This window comes from Paucibacter sp. JuS9 (assembly GCF_044043925.2).
Lineage (GTDB): Bacteria > Pseudomonadota > Gammaproteobacteria > Burkholderiales > Burkholderiaceae_C > JAUASW01.
Map to the genome: position 1 here is coordinate 3,040,054 of NZ_CP194172.1, position 19,159 is coordinate 3,059,212.

Annotated in this window: 21 protein-coding genes; 9 read left to right on the top strand and 12 right to left on the bottom strand. The window is 64.7% G+C overall.

All coding sequences use genetic code 11. The features are described from left to right. Positions 1-66 precede the first annotated feature (66 nt). From ABT392_RS13620 to ABT392_RS13660, 9 genes are all read right to left on the bottom strand, one after another. Positions 67-522: a hypothetical protein gene (locus tag ABT392_RS13620; protein WP_334276377.1), complete on the bottom strand. Its 456-nt coding sequence runs from the start codon at positions 520-522 to the stop codon at positions 67-69. Further along, positions 519-1,118 carry a hypothetical protein gene (locus ABT392_RS13625; RefSeq protein ID WP_334276378.1) on the bottom strand — a complete coding sequence of 200 codons (600 nt, stop codon included), beginning with the start codon at positions 1,116-1,118 and terminating at the stop codon, positions 519-521. Before ABT392_RS13625 ends, ABT392_RS13620 begins: the two co-directional genes overlap by 4 nt. Next, positions 1,115-2,245 (bottom strand): hypothetical protein, encoded by a 1,131-nt coding sequence (locus ABT392_RS13630; protein ID WP_395385532.1) that lies wholly within the window; start codon positions 2,243-2,245, stop codon positions 1,115-1,117. Before ABT392_RS13630 ends, ABT392_RS13625 begins: the two co-directional genes overlap by 4 nt. Further along, on the bottom strand, positions 2,163-3,161 hold the full coding sequence (locus ABT392_RS13635; protein ID WP_395385531.1) for a hypothetical protein: 999 nt from the start codon (positions 3,159-3,161) through the stop codon (positions 2,163-2,165). The genes ABT392_RS13630 and ABT392_RS13635 overlap by 83 nt, the downstream gene beginning before the upstream one ends. After that, entirely contained in the window at positions 3,158-3,778 is a 621-nt protein-coding gene (locus tag ABT392_RS13640) for a PulJ/GspJ family protein (RefSeq protein WP_395385530.1), read from the bottom strand. The genes ABT392_RS13635 and ABT392_RS13640 overlap by 4 nt, the downstream gene beginning before the upstream one ends. Then, a complete protein-coding gene (locus ABT392_RS13645; RefSeq protein WP_464970796.1) occupies positions 3,775-4,032 on the bottom strand; it encodes a hypothetical protein in 258 nt (85 codons plus the stop codon). The genes ABT392_RS13640 and ABT392_RS13645 overlap by 4 nt, the downstream gene beginning before the upstream one ends. 171 nt (positions 4,033-4,203) lie before the next feature. Next, positions 4,204-4,608 (bottom strand): type II secretion system protein, encoded by a 405-nt coding sequence (locus ABT392_RS13650; protein ID WP_395385527.1) that lies wholly within the window; start codon positions 4,606-4,608, stop codon positions 4,204-4,206. Next, entirely contained in the window at positions 4,605-5,057 is a 453-nt protein-coding gene (gene gspG / locus ABT392_RS13655) for a type II secretion system major pseudopilin GspG (protein ID WP_334276384.1), read from the bottom strand. Before gspG ends, ABT392_RS13650 begins: the two co-directional genes overlap by 4 nt. 219 nt (positions 5,058-5,276) lie before the next feature. Then, positions 5,277-6,761 carry a hypothetical protein gene (locus tag ABT392_RS13660; RefSeq protein ID WP_395385526.1) on the bottom strand — a complete coding sequence of 495 codons (1,485 nt, stop codon included), beginning with the start codon at positions 6,759-6,761 and terminating at the stop codon, positions 5,277-5,279. A gap of 430 nt (positions 6,762-7,191) precedes the next feature. On the opposite strand from ABT392_RS13660, the gene ABT392_RS13665 reads away from it, so the two are divergent. The 9 genes from ABT392_RS13665 to ABT392_RS13705 all read left to right on the top strand — a co-directional run bounded on the left by ABT392_RS13665 (position 7,192) and on the right by ABT392_RS13705 (position 16,365). Further along, the gene (locus tag ABT392_RS13665) at positions 7,192-9,081 is read left to right on the top strand and encodes a tetratricopeptide repeat protein (protein ID WP_464970797.1); all 1,890 of its coding nucleotides are present in this window, start codon (positions 7,192-7,194) and stop codon (positions 9,079-9,081) included. Between the two features lie 16 nt (positions 9,082-9,097). Then, entirely contained in the window at positions 9,098-10,207 is a 1,110-nt protein-coding gene (locus ABT392_RS13670) for a DegT/DnrJ/EryC1/StrS family aminotransferase (protein ID WP_334276387.1), read from the top strand. A 28-nt stretch (positions 10,208-10,235) separates the two neighbouring features. Beyond that, positions 10,236-10,979 carry a WbqC family protein gene (locus tag ABT392_RS13675; RefSeq protein WP_395385524.1) on the top strand — a complete coding sequence of 248 codons (744 nt, stop codon included), beginning with the start codon at positions 10,236-10,238 and terminating at the stop codon, positions 10,977-10,979. A 15-nt stretch (positions 10,980-10,994) separates the two neighbouring features. After that, the gene (locus ABT392_RS13680; RefSeq protein ID WP_334276389.1) at positions 10,995-11,954 is read left to right on the top strand and encodes a glycoside hydrolase family protein; all 960 of its coding nucleotides are present in this window, start codon (positions 10,995-10,997) and stop codon (positions 11,952-11,954) included. A 27-nt stretch (positions 11,955-11,981) separates the two neighbouring features. Further along, a complete protein-coding gene (locus tag ABT392_RS13685; protein ID WP_334276390.1) occupies positions 11,982-12,944 on the top strand; it encodes a glycoside hydrolase family protein in 963 nt (320 codons plus the stop codon). After that, positions 12,941-13,387 (top strand): GNAT family N-acetyltransferase, encoded by a 447-nt coding sequence (locus ABT392_RS13690; RefSeq protein ID WP_334276391.1) that lies wholly within the window; start codon positions 12,941-12,943, stop codon positions 13,385-13,387. Before ABT392_RS13685 ends, ABT392_RS13690 begins: the two co-directional genes overlap by 4 nt. A gap of 14 nt (positions 13,388-13,401) precedes the next feature. Further along, positions 13,402-14,148, top strand: coding sequence for a class I SAM-dependent methyltransferase (locus tag ABT392_RS13695; RefSeq protein WP_395385523.1), 747 nt, complete (start codon positions 13,402-13,404; stop codon positions 14,146-14,148). Positions 14,149-14,160: 12 nt separating this feature from the next. Continuing rightward, entirely contained in the window at positions 14,161-15,522 is a 1,362-nt protein-coding gene (locus ABT392_RS13700) for an FAD/NAD(P)-binding protein (RefSeq protein WP_395385522.1), read from the top strand. A gap of 78 nt (positions 15,523-15,600) precedes the next feature. Then, entirely contained in the window at positions 15,601-16,365 is a 765-nt protein-coding gene (locus tag ABT392_RS13705; protein ID WP_334276394.1) for a class I SAM-dependent methyltransferase, read from the top strand. Positions 16,366-16,383: 18 nt separating this feature from the next. On the opposite strand, the gene cysC is transcribed toward ABT392_RS13705, so the two are convergent. From cysC to cysD, 3 genes are read right to left on the bottom strand one after another with little or no spacing between them, the layout of a single operon-like run. Next, positions 16,384-16,923: an adenylyl-sulfate kinase gene (gene cysC, locus ABT392_RS13710; protein ID WP_334276395.1), complete on the bottom strand. Its 540-nt coding sequence runs from the start codon at positions 16,921-16,923 to the stop codon at positions 16,384-16,386. Beyond that, positions 16,920-18,227: a sulfate adenylyltransferase subunit 1 gene (locus ABT392_RS13715; protein ID WP_395385521.1), complete on the bottom strand. Its 1,308-nt coding sequence runs from the start codon at positions 18,225-18,227 to the stop codon at positions 16,920-16,922. Before ABT392_RS13715 ends, cysC begins: the two co-directional genes overlap by 4 nt. Further along, on the bottom strand, positions 18,227-19,156 hold the full coding sequence (gene cysD / locus ABT392_RS13720; protein WP_334276397.1) for a sulfate adenylyltransferase subunit CysD: 930 nt from the start codon (positions 19,154-19,156) through the stop codon (positions 18,227-18,229). The genes ABT392_RS13715 and cysD overlap by 1 nt, the downstream gene beginning before the upstream one ends. Positions 19,157-19,159: the final 3 nt, after the last annotated feature.

The window sequence follows — 19,159 nt, forward strand, 5'->3', positions numbered from 1 at the left end:
AGGCCAAGCGCGATAGCAAGGGCTGACCCCATCAAGCGAGGATGGCGGGTTCCACCCGAACGGCGTTCACTCTGCACGGTATTCCACTCCCAGTCGGTAGTTCTTCTTGCCCAGCTGCACACAGATCTCGTTGTCATCAATGCGCGTGATCGTGTGCCCGCTCGGGAGCTTGTCGCCTATGCGCAGCACTTGCGCAGGCTTGCTCTGCGCCAGGAAATTCACCAGCACGCTGGGCTCCTTGCCACGCCGGAGCAGGCCGGCGACCCGCCAGCGCAGGTCTTCTGGTGGCGCGGCTGCCGCAGCCGCAGCCGCCGCGATCTGCGCCTCAGGCTCGAAAAGTGGCGACGTTACCATCGCAAGGCCCACGCCAGTCAGTTCCGGCCGACGCGGCAATTCGAGCGGGTTCCATTGCTCCTTGCGGGGCTTCACCAGCAGCTTGTCCACGCTCTCGGCCGGCACGAGCAGCGCGCCGACCATGGCGGCACCGAGCAGCTGCAATGCAAATTTGCTGCCTGGCTTCACGATTTCACCTCGCCACGCCGGGCCAGCGCACGCAGCTCGATCTCGGCCATGGGCACGGGATTGCCCGGCCGCATGACAAGACGCTCCACGACCAGCACGCGCTCGTTGCGCGCGCACTCGGCCAGAAAGGTCATCAAGGCGGCACGCTGCACTTCAACCGTCACCCGCGCTCGCAAGAGCACATAACCAGGAGGCAAGGTCGCCTCGATCTTGGGGTCCTCGACTCGGGCGAGAACGAACTCTCGTGTCTTCAGGCCGAGGCGGGCCGTCATATTGCGCAGCCAGTCCTGAACGGCTGCCTGATTGAGGCCCAGGTCGGGCTCGTTCCAGGCCAGTGCGAGCAGTGCAGCACTGAACTGCTCCACTTCCTTGACCCGCTCCGGCCAGCGCTTCTCCGTCGTCAGGGCCCGTTGGCGGGTCAGCTCGGCATCGAGCTCCTGCACGCGCGCCCGGCCCGCTTCGACACCCTCCAGCACCGTCAGCAGCACGGCGACCAGCGCAATGCCGAGAACGCTGTAGCCGCCGATGCGAACGCGCAGCGATGCGCGCCACTGTTCGCGCACCTGCTCCCACTGTTGCTTGAGTCCCGTGCTCATATGCTGCCTCCCTCCGGCGCGGAAGCAGCCTGCTGCGCCTTGGCTGGCGGGCGCAGGCCGTCCAGGCTGAGTTCGACATGCATCAGGCCTTGCGCATTCTCGGTCCGCGTCTCGGCGACACCAACGAACCAGCCGCCAGACTGCAGCATGCGCACGACGTCAGCGCGCTGCGTCTGCAGGCCCAGCTGCAGGCCCAGCTTCATCTTGCCGCCAGCCAACTCGAACTCCTTGATCTGTACGCCCGTCTTGCCCAGGGTCTGGTGCAGCTCCACGATCACCTCGATCGGTTGGGCTTCCGACAGCAGGTGCAGCCACTGCTGGGCCTGCGTCGCCTTGGCGAGCGCCATGTCGCGCGCATCAGCCAGGCCCGCCCCACTCTCGCGCAATTGCGCAATGGCTTGCTCGCGCTCATTCACCTGCTGCCAGACATCAAAGGCCTGGCGCCCGACGAAGCCGGCGCACAGGGCCAGGGACAGCGCCCCGATGGCGACAATGCGAGCCTCGGCACCCGCTGCCTGGGCCTCGCCCAGGCGCTGCATGGCAAGCCAGGGCTTGCCCAACCAGGGCAGACGAGCTGGTTCAGGCAGCGGTGCCGCGGCGCATGCGCTGGCGTGAAGGAAAAGTGCCCATTCCTCGGCGCTCGGCATGCTCGGCCACCAACGGCTGCTGCGCAGCAGGCCTTCGCGCCAGACCTGACCCTCGACACCTTCGATGCAGGCGATGAGGTGGACGCCGTCTTCATCGGGCTTGCGCAGCAGCGTCTCGGGGATCAGCTGCGTTCGTTCGGGGTCTAGTTCGGCCTGACGCAACAGCGCGCTGGCGGCTGCCGCGTCCCAGGCAAGGATCACGCCTTCATCGCCGACGACGCTGTACAGGCAGGAAGACTCGTCAAACGGCTGCCAGGACTGCGCCTGCATCTGCAAGGCCGCCATCCGTTCGCCGGCCGGCACGGAGGCCAGGCGAAACCACTTCAGCCGGCAACGGCTGCGCGCGAGGAGGACCGAATGCGAAGCAGGCTGGCCGGCAGGGACTGCCTGGACCGATTCATGGAGCAGTTGCGCCCAAGCGTCTGGATTGCTCGCCTGCGACCAAGGGAAGCGGGAAAGGCGGCGCAGCATTGGATTCATTGCGTGGACTGGGTCGGGGCGCGGTCTGCTGTTCGAGGAGTATCCACGGGCCGGCCAGGGCGGCCGGCGTGAGTCGCGCATTGTACTCGAGTGCCCTCGGAAGACCGGGGCTCCAGGTGGTGATACGCAGGTCGTTGCCCGCGAAGAAAAGGTAGTCGTCGCGGTCCATCTGCAAGCCGGTCAGGCTGGTGGCCGTGGTCCCGTCACGGAGCAGCTCACCCTTGCGAAAAGACTTCAGCAATTCGCGTTGTGCCTCCGCAGCGTTGACGAACACCGCATTCAAGACCGCCTCCGGCGCCGTGTTCGGGTTGAACAGGTGAAACGAGCTGATGCGGAACAAGCGCGCCAATCGCCTGGTACGCACGGGATCGTCGCGCCACAGAGGCAGCAATTCCAGCTCATCCACGGTGAGCAGCCAGTCATTGCGGGGCGGCGCCAGCTCGCGCTGCCGGTAGTCGTCCTTTTCGGCCCCGTTGAGCCGCTTCAGCGAGTCGGTATCGATGTAGTCGTCCAGCACATCGATCCATGCCTGAGCCTTCACCGGATCCAGCCCGTCCAGCACCAGCACCGACTGCAGGATGAAGCGGTCAGTGACATTGATGGAGAGCAGCCCTCGGTGGTCCTGCGCGGCGACCGTCGAACCATCTGGCAGGCGGTAGACCGTGCCATCGGCGCGTAACTGGGTGCCGGTCTCTCCTCGGCCAGCGGGCTGCACGGGCCGAGTCGCGTAGTAGTACAGCGTGGCCGCGCGAGCGCCAGCCGCGTTGGCCCGCGCCGTGGCGTACTCGTTGAAGCCCAACGCACCTCGGCGCAATGCATCCATGCGCTCGGCGAAACGAATCGCCACAAAGGCCATGATCGTCAGCGACACCATGACGATCAGCAGCGCGTAGCCTGATTCACGACGCGCCTTCATTGCCGCTCCCATTCGAGCAGCCGCTTGCGAGGTATTTCTGCATTGGGGATCGCGACCAGCAAGGGGCCGCCCGCCTCCGGACCGAGTTCCAGCAACACGGCCCTCGGCGGAAGCGGCAACAAGAGATCATTGGGCAGCGGCCATTGCTCATGCCACTGACCCTTCATGTCCAGGTACTTGATGGACCCCAGGGGCCCACGCCAGCTGAGCAGCGCAGGGGTCGCAGCCTGATCGTCTGCGCTCAATGCCGTAGCCAGGATCACCTCTCCGGTATTGCGACCTGGATCCCGGCGCAGCGAGAGATGGAGCACGCCGCCAATGCTCCCCTTCACATTCAGCGCCTCGCTGCTTGCAAAGCTGAAGCCGGTGGCGTCACCGTGAAACTGTGGCTTCGCATTCAGCTGCTCGGGCAGACTTGCTTCGATCAGGGAGCGCAGCCATTCACGGCGGATCATGTTCAGCTGGGAATCGGCGCCCGATGCCTGCAGGCGCTCTTCAACCCGGGCGACCTGCTGCATGCCCTGCCCCAGCACGGCTGCCAGCATCGCAACGATCACGAGCGTGACCAGCATCTCCAGCAAGGTGAAGCCGGTGGCCCGGCGCGTCCGCGCGTTCATTGGTCGCTCCGCACCGCCGGTGCATCGGCGCGCTCCTGCCAGCCTGCCACCAACTGCTGCCACTCGGCATTCACTTCGGAGCGACTCGCGCGTGCCTTGACGCGGTACAGCCCGAGGCGCCAGCGGGGCACAAAAGCGCCCGTGAAGCTGAATTCATCGCGCATGGGCTCGACCAACTGGCTCTCCCAGCTGATCTTCAGGTCGCCAAGCTGGCGCTCCCCCTTGGGTTCAAGCGCCGGGTTCAGCACGGCCAACCAGGCCTGGGTCTCCAGCTGGATCTGAGCACGCGCTTCCGCTTCCTTGATCTGGGTGGCGGTGACGATGTTCTGGTTGATCCAGGCAATCAGGACCAGGCCTGTGCTACCCAGGATGGCCAGCGCGACGATGGCCTCAAGAAGGCCGAAGCCACGAGAACAGGCGGCCGCTCATCGCTCGGTCAAGGCCTCAACCCGAACCCGACCACTGATCGGCTCCACATGCCAGCGCTCCAGGCTGGCGCCCTGGACCAGTTCAAGCACACCGCCGTCTGCCAAGCCGGTGGCTCCGTAGCGCAGCGGCTGGGGCAGTCGCAACTGCAGCGCCGCGGGACGCGGCGGCAGGTCTCGCTGCAAGAATTCAGCGTCCACTATCAAGGGGTCTCCAGCCTGGAAGGCGCGCACCGGCAGCAGTTCGACCTGCGCCCGGAGGTCATTGCGCCATCCACGCACTTGCGCCGCCTCCAGCCAGCCCACCACCCGCGGCGCCAGCAGGCCGCTGATGAGGCCGAGAATGGCCAGAACAACCAGGAGCTCCAGCAGCGTGAAGCCAGTGGCAGCGCGCGAAGTTCTCACTGCTGGGCGGGCAGGATCCCGATGTCCCGGTTCTCGCCTTCGCCGCCAGCCTTCTTGTCGGCACCCAGCGAATAGAGGGCAAAGGCCTGGCCGTTCTGACCCGGCACGGCGTACAGGTAGGGCGCGTTCCAGGGGTCGTTGGGCAGCACGTCATCCAGGTAGGGGCCACCCCAGCGGCTGGCCTGCACCGGGTCTGCCGGCGGCTTGGACAGCAGGGACAAGCCCTCCTCGGCGGTCGGGTAGCGCCCGATGTCGAGCCGCACGCTCTCCACCGCCCCGCGCAACATCTTGATCTGCGCCGTGGCTGTGGTGGTATTCGATTTGCCAAGGGCAGAGAACACCTTCGGGCCCACAAAGCCCGCCAGCAGGCCAATGATGGCCAGCACGATCAACATTTCCAGCAGGGTAAAGCCGCGGCTGCGGCGGGCAGATTGAATAGGGCGATCCATGGTCGGGAATGGCGGTGCCGAGAAATAAAGCGCGATTATTCCATGCAGGAATGGAGGAGACGTTCAGCACTGCGGCAAACCTTTGAATGCCAGCGCAAGTCGCCTGAACATGCATTTCGGAGAGCGGGTGCCGAACGCCCTACTCGCTCGCGATTGGTTGTCGAACAGGCAAAAAAAAGGCGCCCCGAAGGGCGCCTTTCGCTAAGCAGTGTGAACTGATTAGAACGTGCCGTTGGCGTACGTGCGCTCCAGCGGAACGGTCGTGGTGGCCGTGCCGTTCAGGTCGTACTTGAACAGGCCCTTGACGTTGCCGGCAGGAGCGTTGATCGTGAAGGTCACCGAACCACGGGTACCCGAGCTGAACGTGCAGACGTCCTTGGCTTGCAGGACAGTCAGGCCCTTGTACAGCGTGCCCTTGACGACGCGAGCAGCCGGGGTGGCCACGGTCACGGCGGTCGAGTTCGACACGTTGTTCAGTTGGTTCAGCGCAGCGGCCGACTCAACTTGGCACTCTGCCGAGTACGTAGCGTCCGTGCCCAGGTTCTGGAAGAAGAAGCGGGTGAAGACACCAGCGCCCGGGTCGGTCGAGAACCACGGCGACGACAGCTGGATTGCGTTAGCGCCCCAGGTCCACCACGAGTCGCTACCAGCAACAGCTTCGTCAGCACCGGTGATCACGTCAGCCAGACCTTGCACGCCGAACACGCGCGAGGTACCCAGCGAAGCGGTACGAGCGCTGGTGAACGTTGCCGTGATGGTCGTGTTGCCAGGAGCCGTGTTCAGGTTGGCCGGCAGCACGGTGAACACCACCGAAGTGTTGGCCGAGGTCGTCACGGCCGTCGGGTTCACGACGAAACCGCTCAGAGCGATACCGTTGTTGGCCATGCCGCCGTAGTTGCCGGCGATGGTCAGCTTCAGGTTGGTGGCATCGGTACCGAAGTTCCAGGCGGTCGTGCCGTCAGGCTTCTTCCAGGTGCCAGCGCCTTCCAGCGAGTTGTTGTGGATGATGAACGAAGCATCAGCCGTCGCATCGACGTCAGCGCCAGCGGTCACGAAGCCGAACAGGGGGCCCATTTCGTCATTGACGTCGGCCTTGGTGCCGGTGTCAGCAGCTGCGGTGATACGCAGAGCCTGGCCCGACTTGGCGGTGTCAACGGTCTGGTTGGCCGTGGTGTCGATACGGGCGGTTTCGCCCAGATCGAACAGAGCCATTTCGACACCGGCGGTTTCGCCAGCCGTTGCCAGCTTGTGCGAGGTGTACTTCAGGCCGGTCATCGTCAGCGTGATGCCGTTGACGCCCACGCCGTTGGCGTCGAACGTCGGTGTCGAGAAGGCCGTCGTCACGTCAACTTCGTATGCGCACTCATCTTCCGACGCACGCTTCAGGCTGGCGGTCGCAGCGCCAGTACCAGTGCCAGCAGCAGCAGCCACCGGAATGGCGGTCGTGCAGCTGGCGATGTCGAACTTGGCGCCGTTGGTGGGCTTCAGCAGGACCGTGAAGTCCTGAGCGGTCGTGCGAGCAACGCCCACGAAGTAAACCACCGCAGGAGCCGTGATGTCAGTCGTGCTGATCAGGCTTTCAACGGCGTACTTGGTCGTCGCGGCCGGCGCAGTGATCTGGCCGGAGTTGGCAGTAGCGAACGCAGCCGATCCGCAGACCGCGGTCATTGCCGCAGCAACCGCCTTGACAGGGAATTTCTTCATTGAGTGTTTCTCCACAAATTGTTGGAACATGAACGCATTGATTCGCGAATCAGCGCACGATCAGCGCTCACCCATTCTATGCAGCTGCACTTCTGAGCGTCAACAAAGTGCAAACCCGACAGCCCCTATCAGCGCCACCGACCCTTCACTTCGTCGCAAGCACTTGTTCCTTGCGCTATCCCCACTTTGCCTTGCTTTGCATTCACGCTCACGCTCCGCTCAGTAGGTTGGGCGCGAGCATAGCAGAGGCCTACACGCTAATTTGGCAAGACGCGAGCGATCTGTTGCAGAGTTTGAGCAAGCGTTGCGAAATTCGGACGAATTGCGGCGAGCCGGGCGCCGACCCAGCAGCCTGGCCTCCAGGCGCTCTCAGGAGAGCTGATCAGCCGCTCTGGCAGAATTCGCGCTCGCCCCATGGACCTGATCAAGTATGCACGCCACCACGTTGACGCCGCCCCCCGCCACCATCCAGCCAGCCGCGCCGCGCCACCCCCTCCTCGAGCTGCCCCCCTACGAAAAGGCCGTGTACCAGCGGCAATCCAATGAGGTCGCCGTCGGGCTGCTGATCAAGCTGATTGACGGGCTGGAGGCCTTGCGTGGTGGCGAGGGCCTGCTGGCTCGCACATCCCGCCCTTCCGTGGTGCGCAGCGCCTATACCCGCGTGGCCGCAGCCATCAGCGCCCACGTCCGGGCGCCTGACTTCCGGCTGAGTGCAGTGCAGTACCACAAGCTGTGCGCCAAGAAGTGGGTGCTGGAGGCGATCTTCGGCATCAGCGGATTCGAGGATCCGCACCATCTGCTGGAGGATCAGTCGCACACAGATGCTCAGGGGAAGCTGCACGTCAAGCCCTTCGTGGCGCTCTTCTATTCACTGGACGACATTCCGGAGTTCCTGTTCGAGACGGTGGTCGCCCTGCCAGGCAAGCACTTGCTGCCCCTGCTGCTGGGTTGGATCGGCGGCTCCCGCGTGCAAACGGCGCGCGGCGAGGCCCGCGCCCGGCGGCTGGTGGAAGTCGGCATGGGTTTCAGCAAGGAGGAACTGGCGCCCGAACTCCTGCTTCCCTTGGCCCACGCCTGGATGGTCTGCAGCTATTTCAGTTTTGAGAACAAGCACGACATCAAGAAGACCCTGAACGACATCTGGCGTGTCGTCGATACCGCCGAGGGCGTGAGGGCACGCAGCGTTGCCAGGCGCGTGGTCAAGAAGCCCCGACTCGTGGTGGCGGCAGAGCGGATGTCGGTCGGCCACGCCATGCACCGCAGCTATGAGAGCTGCCTGGTTCAGTTGAAAGAGCACTTCACCGTATGCCTGCTTGTCCGAGACGCCGACTACGACGCACGGACAGCCTACCTCTTCGATGAAGTCGTCGTCTTCGAAATGCTGTCTACGCTGGCGGAAATTGCAGCCAAGCTGATCCGCCTGCAGCCCGACGTCATCTATTACCCGAGCCTGGGCATGTCCGACTGGACGCAGGCCCTGGCCAATCTGCGCATGGCGCCGGTGCAGTTCATGACGCTGGGGCATCCGGCCACGTCGATGTCGGACACGGTCGACTATGTGCTGCTCCAGCGCTGCCATGAGGAAGCTGCCAACACCTTCAGCGAGAAGGTGCTGGTTCGTCGCGGCAGCGGCACGCACTCGCCCAACAGCAAGCTGACGGCCATCCCCACCCGGACACGCCCCGCTGACAACATCGTGCATGTGGCCGCCAACAGCAACCTGATGAAGTTGTCCGCCCGCTTCCTGGCAGTTTGCGTGCGCCTGCAGCAGGAAGCTGGACGCCCTCTGCATTTCCACTTCTTCACCAGTGCCGTGGGTGTGCGCCTGGATGACATGCGCAATCGCCTGACAGCCCTGTTGCAGAACGTGACCGTCTACGAATCGGCCGACTACCCGATCTTCATGCAGAACGTGGCCAACTGCGACATGGCCATGGCTGCTTTCCCCTTCGGCAATACCAACAGTGCAGTCGATACTGCCCTGCTGGGCATTCCGTCCGTGGCTTACCGCGCAGCTGAAGTGCTGAGCATGGGCGACCAGGACATCATGAAGGGAGTTGGCCTGCCCGACTGGCTGCTCACCAGCTCCGACGAGGAGTACTTCCAGGCCGCCTTGCGTCTGGTGCAGGACGACAAGGTCCGCACCGAAATCTCGGACTACCTGAAGCAATGCGATGTAGCCGGGCGCCTGTTCAGCCTGCCGCCCGATGAAGAGCCGAACGAGTTCGTCGACGCGGTCTGGTGGATGTATCAAGAGCACGAAAAGCTCCAGGCCTCGCAGCAGCGTATCTTCAAGGTCGGCGAAACCATCCTTGCCTGATTGACCGACCCAGCCCATGAGCAACAAGCCGATCTATGTCACCCAGCCCTTCCTGCCACCGCTGGAAGAGTTCTTGCCGCTGCTCAAGCAGATCTGGGACAGCAAGACGCTGACCAACGGCGGGCCGTTCCACCAGAAGCTGGAATCGGCGTTGTGCGAGTACCTGGGGGTGCCGCACATCTCCCTGTTCACCAATGCAACGATCGCGCTGGTGTCGGCGCTGCAGGCGCTGCGCGTGACCGGCGAGGTGATCACGACGCCCTACACCTTTGTCGCCACAGCGCATTCGCTGATGTGGAACGGCATCAAGCCGGTGTTCGTCGACGTGGACCCGCACAGCCTGAACCTCGACCCGGCCAAGATCGAAGCGGCCATCACGCCGCAGACCACGGCCATCATGCCGATCCACTGCTACGGCCGCCCTTGCGACGTGGCCGAGATCCAGCGGATCGCCGATACCTACAACCTGCGCGTGATCTATGACGCCGCCCATGCCTTCGGTGTCAGTCAGCAAGGCAACAGCGTGCTCAACCATGGCGACCTGTCGGTGCTGAGCTTCCACGCGACCAAGGTGTTCAACACCTTCGAAGGCGGCGCGATCATCTGCCCGGACGCCAAGACGAAGAAGCGCATCGACAACCTGAAGAACTTCGGCTTTGTCGACGAGACCACGGTCATCGCGCCCGGCATCAACGGCAAGATGAGCGAGTTCAACGCAGCGCTCGGCCTGCTGCAGCTCCAGCACGTCGACACGGCCATCGAGCGCCGCGGCGCACTGGACAGGCTCTACAGGGAAAAGCTGGCAGCAGTGCCCGGCATCCACTGCCTCGCGCATGACGAGCAGGCCACCGCCAACTACTCTTATTTCCCGATCCTGGTTCGGCCCGAGCACCGTTGCAGCCGTGACGCGCTGTACGACAAGCTCAAGACGCATGGCATCCATCCGCGGCGCTACTTCTATCCGCTGGTCTCGAGCTTCCCGATGTACCGCGGCCTGCCCTCGGCCCATCGCGACCTGCTGCCCGTTGCCACGACGGCGGCCGACCAGGTGCTGTGCCTGCCGATCTACCCGGACCTGGATCCGTCCGTCATCGATCGCATCGTCGCCATCATGCAGGCAGATTGAGTTGCCTCATGTGCGCGCAGAGGCCGAAATGCCCGAAATGCCCGAAATGGCCGGAGAGGCCGAAGAGGCCGGCATGAAACTGGCCATCATGCAGCCCTACTTCCTGCCTTACCTCGGGTATTGGCAGCTGATCGCGGCCGTCGATACCTTCGTGATCTACGACAACATCAAGTACACGAAGAAGGGCTGGATCAACCGCAACCGCATGCTGCGCGACGGCGAGGCGATCACTTTCTCGCTGCCACTGGCGGCAGGATCCGACAGCCTTCATGTCGTGGAACGCGAGCTGGCCGCCAGCATGGACCGTCGCAAGCTGCTCGCCCAGTTTCAAGGCGCCTATGCCAAGGCGCCGGGCTTCGAGGCAACGCTGCCCCTGCTGCAGCGAATCATCGAGCATCCGGAGCAGAACCTGTACCGCTATGTCCGCCATTCGGTTGACGAGGTCTGTGCGCACCTGGGCATAGGCACGCGCATCATCACCTCGTCTGACGTGGCCATCGACCATGAACTGCGGGCGCAGGAGAAGGTGATTTCCATTTGCGAAACCCTGGGGGCGAGTCACTATGTCAACCCCATCGGCGGCACCGAGCTCTATGACGCGGCGGCCTTCGCCGAACATGGGCTGCGCCTGAGCTTCCTGCGTGCGACGCCGTTTGAATACCCCCAGCTGGGAAAGCCCTTCGTGCCCTGGCTGTCGATCATCGACCTGCTGATGTTCAACCCGCTCGAGACCGTGCAGGGCTGGTTGCAGACGCAGCGCGAATTCATCTAAAAGAAGAACACTCCCATGTTGCACTGGAACAAGCTCGGCCGCCCCTTCGTGCCCCAGGAGGTCCCGGGCCGCGCCTGGCTCGCCGAGTTCGCGCAGGCGCCTGCCACGCTGATCCTCAAGGACCGCGTGCGTGTCTATTTCTCCTGCCGTCCGAAGCCCGACGAGCGCGGCCAGTACACCAGCTTCTCGGCCTATGTCGACCTGGACCGCAGCAATCTTCTGAAGGTGCTCGACTTCGCCGAGCGCCCCATCCTGGAGCTGGGCGGCACCGGCTGCTTCGACGAGTTCGGCACCTACCCGGTTTCGGTGCTCGCTGACGGCGACCGCCATGTGGCGTTCTACGCCGGCTGGACGCGCTGCGAATCCGTGCCCTTCAACGTTGCCATCGGCCGTGCCGTCAGCACGGATGGCGGCAAGTATTTCGAGAAGACCGGCCCGGGCCCCGTGCTGGCCTACACGCCGGACGAACCCTTCGTGCTGAGCGGCCCCAAGATCCGCCGCTTCAACGAACGCTGGGTGCTGTTCTATATCGCCGGCCGCAAATGGAAGATGGTCAACGGTCGCGCCGAGCCGGTCTACAAGATCCGCATGGCCAGCTCGGACGACGGGCTGAACTGGCAGCGCGAGAACCGCGACCTGATCGAGAGCCGCATCGAGGAGGACGAAGCCCAGGCCAGCCCGGACGTGATCTACGCAGGCGGCAAGTACCACATGTTCTTCTGCTACCGCTACAGCGCGGACTTCCGCGGCAAGGCCGGTGGCTATCGCATCGGCTACGCCCACAGCGAAGACCTCCTGCACTGGACGCGCGACGACAGCCACGCCGGCATCGATGTCTCCGCCGAGGGCTGGGACAGCGAGATGGTGGCCTACCCCCATGTGTTCGAGCTGGATGGCAAGACCTATATGGCCTACCTCGGCAACGGCGTCGGTCGCCACGGCTTCGGCCTGGCCGAGCTGGTCGGCCAGCTCTGAGCACCGCAGATTGAAAGAGACCAGACCATGAAGTGGCGCAAGCTCGGCCAGATCTTCAACCCCCGGGACCATCAGCTGATCAGCAACTGCCAGGAGTTCGCGCAGTCGCCCCAGGTGCTGGTGCTCGACGACGCGGTGCGTGTCTATTTCTCGACGCGTGAGCGCGACGCCAGCACCGGCAAGTTCCTCAGCCACATGGCCTATGCCGAGTTCAGCAAGGACTTCTCGCGGGTGCTGCGGGTCAACAGCGAGCCGGTGATTCCGCTCGGTGAGCTGGGCGCATTCGATGAACACGGCATCTTCCCCATGCAGGTGCTGCCGGTGGGCGACGAGGTCTGGGGCTACACCTGCGGCTGGAGCCGGCGCGTGTCGGTGTCAGTCGAGACGGCGATTGGCCTGGCCATCTCGCGCGACGGCGGCAAGACCTTCCAGCGCACCGGGCCCGGCCCCGTGCTGGGGCCCTCGCCGCAAGAACCTTTCCTGGTCGGCGACGGCTTCGTCCAGCAGGTCGATGGCCGGTTCCACATGTGGTACATCTTCGGCACCCACTGGACTCAATATGCCGCCGGCGAAGCGCCCGACCGGGTCTACAAGATCGGCCATGCGATCTCGGCGGATGGCGTCAACTGGGTCAAGAATGAAGAAGGCCGCCGCATCATCAGCGACCGGCTCGGCGAGGATGAATGCCAGGCCCTGCCCACGCTGATCAAGATCGGCGCGCGTTGGCACATGTTCTTCTGCTACCGCCATGCCTACGGTTTCCGCACCGACCCGTCGCGTGGCTACCGCATCGGCCACGCCTGGTCAGACGACCTGCAGCACTGGACCCGCGACGATGAAGAACCGGGCCTGGCCATGGAGCCTGGCCAGTGGGACAGCGACATGATGTGCTACCCCCATGTCTGCCAGGTCGAGGGCCGCGTCTACCTGCTCTACAACGGCAATCAATTCGGTCGCCAGGGCTTCGGCCTGGCCGTGCTGGAGCCATGACGACCGAACTTCGGCAGGCGATCGACACCGCGGACGCCAGCGCGCTGCGCCAGCACCTGGAACGCACCGACACCGACTTCATGCCGGTGCTGAGCAGCCGCGTCGACCTGCCTGCCTACGCCACCAAGTTGGCCAGCCAGGCCCGGCGCGTCGAGCTGTGGCAGGGCGAGCGCCTGGTCGGCCTGGTGGCGATCTATTGCAACGCACCGGCTGGCGCCGATGCCTTCATCACCAGTGTCAGCCTGGAGCGCGCCTGGCGCGGCCAGGGCTGGGCCGACCGGCTGATCGAAGCCGCCTGCACGCTCGCACGCGCCGCCGGCCTGGCCCGCGTGCGGCTCGAGCTGCACTGCGACAATCACCCCGCGCGGCGCCTCTACGAGCGCCACGGTTTCATTCCCGCCGAGCCTGTGCAGCAGATGCTGCCCATGCATCGCCCACTCTGAACCTGCACGAGACCATGGACAAGAAGACCCGCGACTACAACGCCGAGATCGTCGATTCCACCGGCCGCAAGTACGCCTATGGCTTCGATTTCGACGTCATGCACCCGTACATGATCCAGTCCTTTCAGCCCTTCTTCCGGCCCGGCAGCATGCTGGAGCTGGGCAGCTTCAAGGGCGACTTCACGCGGCGGCTGCAGGAGCATTTTGACGACGTCAGCTGCGTCGAGGCGTCTGACCAGGCCATGGCCGAAGCGAAAGAGCGGCTCGGCGACAAGGTGCAGTTCCACAACGCGCTGTTCGAGCAGGTGCAGTTGCCGCGCCGCTACGACAACATCGTGATGACCCATGTGCTGGAGCACCTGGACGACCCCGTCAGCGTACTTTCCCGCGTGAACAAGGAATGGCTGGCGCCGGGTGGCCGCTTCTTCCTGGCCTGCCCGAACGCGAATGCGCCTTCACGCCAGATCGCGGTCAAGATGGGCCTGATCAGCCACAACAGTGCAGTCACGCCGGCCGAGGCCGAGCACGGCCACCGCTGCACCTATGCGCTGGACACGCTCGAGCGCGATGCCAAGGCGGCCGGCCTGAAGGTCGTGCACCGTTCGGGCATCTTCTTCAAGGCACTGGCCAACTTCCAGTGGGATCGACTGCTGCAGACCGACATCATCTCGCCCGCCTATCTGGACGGCTGCTATGCATTGGGCCAGCAGTACCCGGACCTGTGCTCCACGATCTACCTGGTCTGCGAAGCCGGGCATTGAAGTCACGCGGCCGTGCATTTCCTCATCATCGGCGGCGGCTTCGTCGGCACGGCGCTGGCCTGTGAGCTGCTGAAACAGGCACCGGCCGGCAGCAGCATCACGCTGGCCAACAGTGGGGGGCCGCTGGGCAAGGGGCTCGCCTATGGCACGCAGTCGCCCTTGCACCTACTGAATGTGCCGGCCGCCCGCATGTCCTGGACCGACGAGCAGCCGGACGACTTCGTCAATTGGCTTGCTGGCCAGGGCAACACCTGCGACGGTGCCGCTTTCGTTCCGCGCCAGCGCTATGGCGACTATCTTGCCGTACGCCTGCGCGAGCACATTGCTGCGCGGCCCGACGTCCACTGGCAGCAGCTGCAAGACCGGATCGATTCGCTGACGCCCGAAGCCGGCCGCTGGATCGCCCAATGCGCCCACGGGCCTACATTGACCGCAGATCGCGTCCTGCTGGCCCTGGGCAACTTCGCCCCCGCCTGCCCTCATCCATCGCTGCAGGCCCTGCCGGCAGATCGCTACGTCGGCGACCCCTGGCAGCCGGACGCCCTTTCAGGTTTGCCTGCCGATGCACCGGTGGCCCTGATCGGGACCGGCCTGACCATGCTGGACCTGCTGATCTCGCTGCAGGCGATGGGGCACCACGGGCCGGTGCTGGCGATTTCGCGGCGCGGCCTGCTGCCGAAGCCGCATCGGGAAAACGAGCTGCCCCCGCCGCAATGGCAAGCGCCCGCTGGCTGGCTGGCGGCAGGCTCCCTGCGCAGCCAGCTGCGCGAAGTACGCCAGGCCATTGGTCGTGCACAGGCAAATGGCCAGGACTGGCGCGATGTCTGGGTCGCCTTGCGGCCCCGCACAACGGCCTTGTGGCACCGACTCGACGAGCGGGCCCGAGCCCAGTTCTTGCGCCATCTGCTGCCCTTCTGGGACGTGCACCGGCACCGGGCGGCACCCCAGGCACTGGCGGTGCTTCGTGCTGCTCAGGCGCAAGGCCGGGTGCAGGCAGCGGCGGGCAGACTGCTGGGGGCCCGCGTGGATGCCGATGGCCTGGTGGCCTTGCAATGGCGCGCTCGCGGTGGTCAGGACACGCAAGAGTTCAAGGCCGCGCGGGTGTTCAACTGCACGGGTCCTTCGACACGGCTGGCCGAGGGCCGCCGCGGACTGTTCGGCCATTTGTTGCACGACGGTCGCCTGCGCCCTTGCCCCCTGGGGCTGGGGCTGGAAGTTGGTGCCGGCTATGCGCTTGCTGATGCCGAAGGTCGAGAGCAGCCCGGGCTCTTCTATGTCGGGCCGATGCTGCGTTCGCAGCACTGGGAGGCCACCGCCGTCCCCGAGCTGCGTGCCCATGCCAAGGCGGCTGCGCGGGCTGCACTCGGCTGCTGACGCCATACTCCCGGCACAATCCGGTTTCAATCTTTCACCTCGGCTGCATCCATGGCTCTCTCACATTCGCTCATCCAAATGCTCTTCGACCTGCGCCGTCAGGGCGCCATCGGCACGGGAGAACCCTTGTCCATGATCGAGCTGGGTGAGCAGAACTGGTTCGGCGACATCCCTGCCGAGGACGTCGGCTTCATCATCGACAACGCGAATTTGCCCGATGAGCGCCGCCAGCAACTGCATGAAGAGCTGGCCGCGGTGCTTGAGCGCAAGGACCGCCAGAGAATGTGGGACCTGGCCAAGATCTTCTACAAGGTGGTGTTCAACTACTCGAGCTACAAGGCCATCGACCTGCACGGCACAACCGAAGCCCTGATGCTGGATCTCAACGAGCCGCTGAACCTGAACGAGCAGTTCGACCTGGTCACCAACATCGGCACCACCGAGCATGTGTTCAATCAGTACCAGGCCTTCAAGTCGATCCACGAGCTGGTGCGGCCTGGCGGCAAGATGCTGCACTCCCTGCCCAACCAGGGTTGCTACGACCACGGCTTCTTCAACTACCACCCGACCTTTTTCTACGACCTGTGTCTGGCCAACCGGTACGAGATCCTGTTGATGACCTACATCGACTGCAGCACCACGCCGCACAAGATCGTGGCCCTTGGCAACCAGGCCGACTATGTGCGCCTGGCCATCGACAAGAAGTTGAGCGGCTACTCCGGCCTGATGTGCATATTGCGAGCTCCTGCAGAGCCCGCGCCGTTCAAGATCCCGCAGCAGGGCTTCTATGACAACCGGCTGCCACCGGAGCTGCAGCAAGCCTGGAAAGACCTGCCGCGCTGAACGGCCAAGCAGCCGGCACTAGGCGAGCAACTTCGCCCGCCGTGCCTGCAGGCAAAGGCAGAGTTCTGCCAGGCTCTGCGCCACCGGCTGCTGTGCTGTCTCGAGCCGCAACGCAGGGTCAAGCGGCTCTTCATAGACCGAGTCGATCCCGGTGAACTGCGGCACCAGCCCGGCGCGCGCGCGCTTGTAAAGGCCTTTGGGGTCGCGGGCTTCGCAGGCCGACAGCGACGCGGCGACATGCACCTCGACAAAGCGCTCCGAGCCGACGATCTCGCGCGCCATGGAACGGTCGGCACGCGTGGGCGAAATCAGCGCGCAGATCACCGTTGTTCCGGCGCGATTCATCAAGCGCGCCACCTCGGCCACGCGGCGAATGTTCTCGCGGCGGTCCGCGTCCGAGAAGCCGAGATCCCGGCAGAGCCCGGTGCGCAGGACATCACCATCCAGAACGGTGTGCGCAATGCCCTGCTCCCGAAGCCAGGCTGCGGTCGCCTCGGCCAGGGTCGACTTGCCAGAGCCTGAAAGCCCCGTCAGCCATACGGTCAGCGCCGCTGTCATGCCTGGCCTCGCACCAGCAAAGCACCCGAGGTGCGGTTGGACGCAGGATCAACAACGATCAATGCGCCACCCACGCGGTTCTCCGTGTACGGCTCCACCGGCAGTGGCTGCTGCGTCTCGATCTTCACGTGGCCGATCTCGTTGACCGCCAGCTCATGCGCTTGAGCTTCGGCCAGCGTGTGGATGTCCAGCTTGTGCTCGATGGCCGTGATGCGCGCTTGCACCCAGCGGTTGCCGTGGCGCACCCAGTACTTGCGGCCGACTTGGGCCGGCTCGGTGTCCAGCCAGGCCAGCGTCGCTTCAAACGCCTGCTTGGGCTCGGCGCTGCCCGGCGTGACGATCCAGTCGCCACGGCTCACGTCCAGCTGGCGGTCCAGCAGAAGACCGGCGGACTCGCCCGCCACGCTGTGTGCGACGGTTTCGCCCGCCTTGCGCACTTCAGCCACGATGGCCTTCTGGCCGCTGGGCAGCACCTGGATCTCGTCGCCCGCCTTGACCTGGCCATGGGCAATGCGGCCCCACAGGGTTCTGGGCTGATGGCCCGTGCCATCGCCGTTGGTGGCTACGTACTGCACGGGAATGGCCAGTCGGCCTTCGACCTTCTCCTGCACCGTCGGCAGGCTCTCCAGCACTTGCAAGAGCGACGGGCCCTGGTACCAGCTCGCATCCAGCGGCTGGGTGACGTTGTCGCCCCGCAGCGCGCTGACCGGGACGATGGCCTTGACCTCGATGCCCGCGTCCTGCGCGAACTTGCGCAGCGCCGTGCTCACCTTGGCATAGCCCTCGGCCGGATGCTCCAGCGCATCGATCTTGTTGATCGCAAACACGATGCTCGGCACCCGCAGCAGGTGCGCCAGCAGGCTGTGGCGGCGGGTCTGCGGCAGGAGCGTGATCTCGGCTTCATCGAGCTTCAACTTGGTGATGTCCACCAGCACGACTGCTGCATCGCTTCCTGCAGCCGCAGTCACCATGTTGCGCGTGTACTGCTCATGGCCCGGAGCGTCGGCAATGATGAACTTGCGGGTCTTGGTGGCGAAGTAGCGGTAAGCCACATCGATGGTGATGCCTTGCTCGCGCTCGGCCTCCAGGCCGTCGGTCAGCAATGAGAGATCAATCGGCGCACCGGCGGCGCGCTTCTCCAGCGTGTCCAGCTGATCAGCCAGGATGGCCCGGCTGTCGAACAGCAGCCGGCCGATCAAGGTGCTCTTGCCATCGTCCACGCTGCCTGCCGTGAGGAAGCGCAAAGCCCGGTGCTGGGTGTCCACGTCTTGCTCGTGGATCAGATTGTTCAAGACGGCGCTCATCAGAAATAGCCTTCCTTTTTGCGGCGCTCCATCGAGGCCTCGCTGGTGCGGTCGTCCATGCGGGTGGCACCGCGCTCGCTGATGGTGACGGTCAGGGTTTCGGCGACGATCTCCGAGGCCGTCGCGGCATCGCTCTCCACCGGGCAGGTGCAGGTCATGTCGCCAACGGTGCGGAAGCGGACGGTTGCCGTCTCGACGGTCTCGCCTTCTTCGGGCGGCGTCACCTCCGTCAGCGGCACCAGCAGGCCCTTGCGGCGGATCACCGAGCGCTCGTGGGCGTAGTACAGCGACGGCAGCGGGATGTTCTCGCGGGCCAGGTAGAGCCAGACATCGAGCTCGGTCCAGTTCGAGATCGGGAAGGCGCGGAAGTGTTCGCCCGGGCGGATGCGGGTGTTGAACAGGTTCCACAGCTCCGGGCGCTGTTCCTTGGGCTGCCACTGGCCGAAGGAGTCGCGGTGGCTGAAGATGCGTTCCTTGGCGCGGGCTTTTTCTTCATCGCGGCGGGCGCCGCCGATCAGCACGTCGAAGCGGTGTTCTTCGATGGCTTCCAAGAGAGCGACCGTTTGATGGCCGTTGCGCGACTCCAGCGGGTGAGAGAGGCGCACCGTGCCGCGGGCGATGGAATCTTCCAGATGGCCGACGACCAGGCGCTCGCCCATCTCTTCAACACGGCGGTCGCGGAACGCGATGACCTCGGGGAAGTTGTGGCCGGTGTCCACGTGCAGCAAGGGGAATGGCAGACGGCCCTTGAACTCGTTACCAGACACGCGTTGCTTGAAGGCCTTCTCCGCCAGGCGCAGCACGACGCAGGAATCCTTGCCGCCCGAGAACAGCAGCGCCGGCCGCTCGAACGAGGCCGCCACTTCGCGCAGGATGAAGATGGCTTCTTCCTCGAGCCAGTTCAGATGGGATTCGCTGATCATCGTCATTCA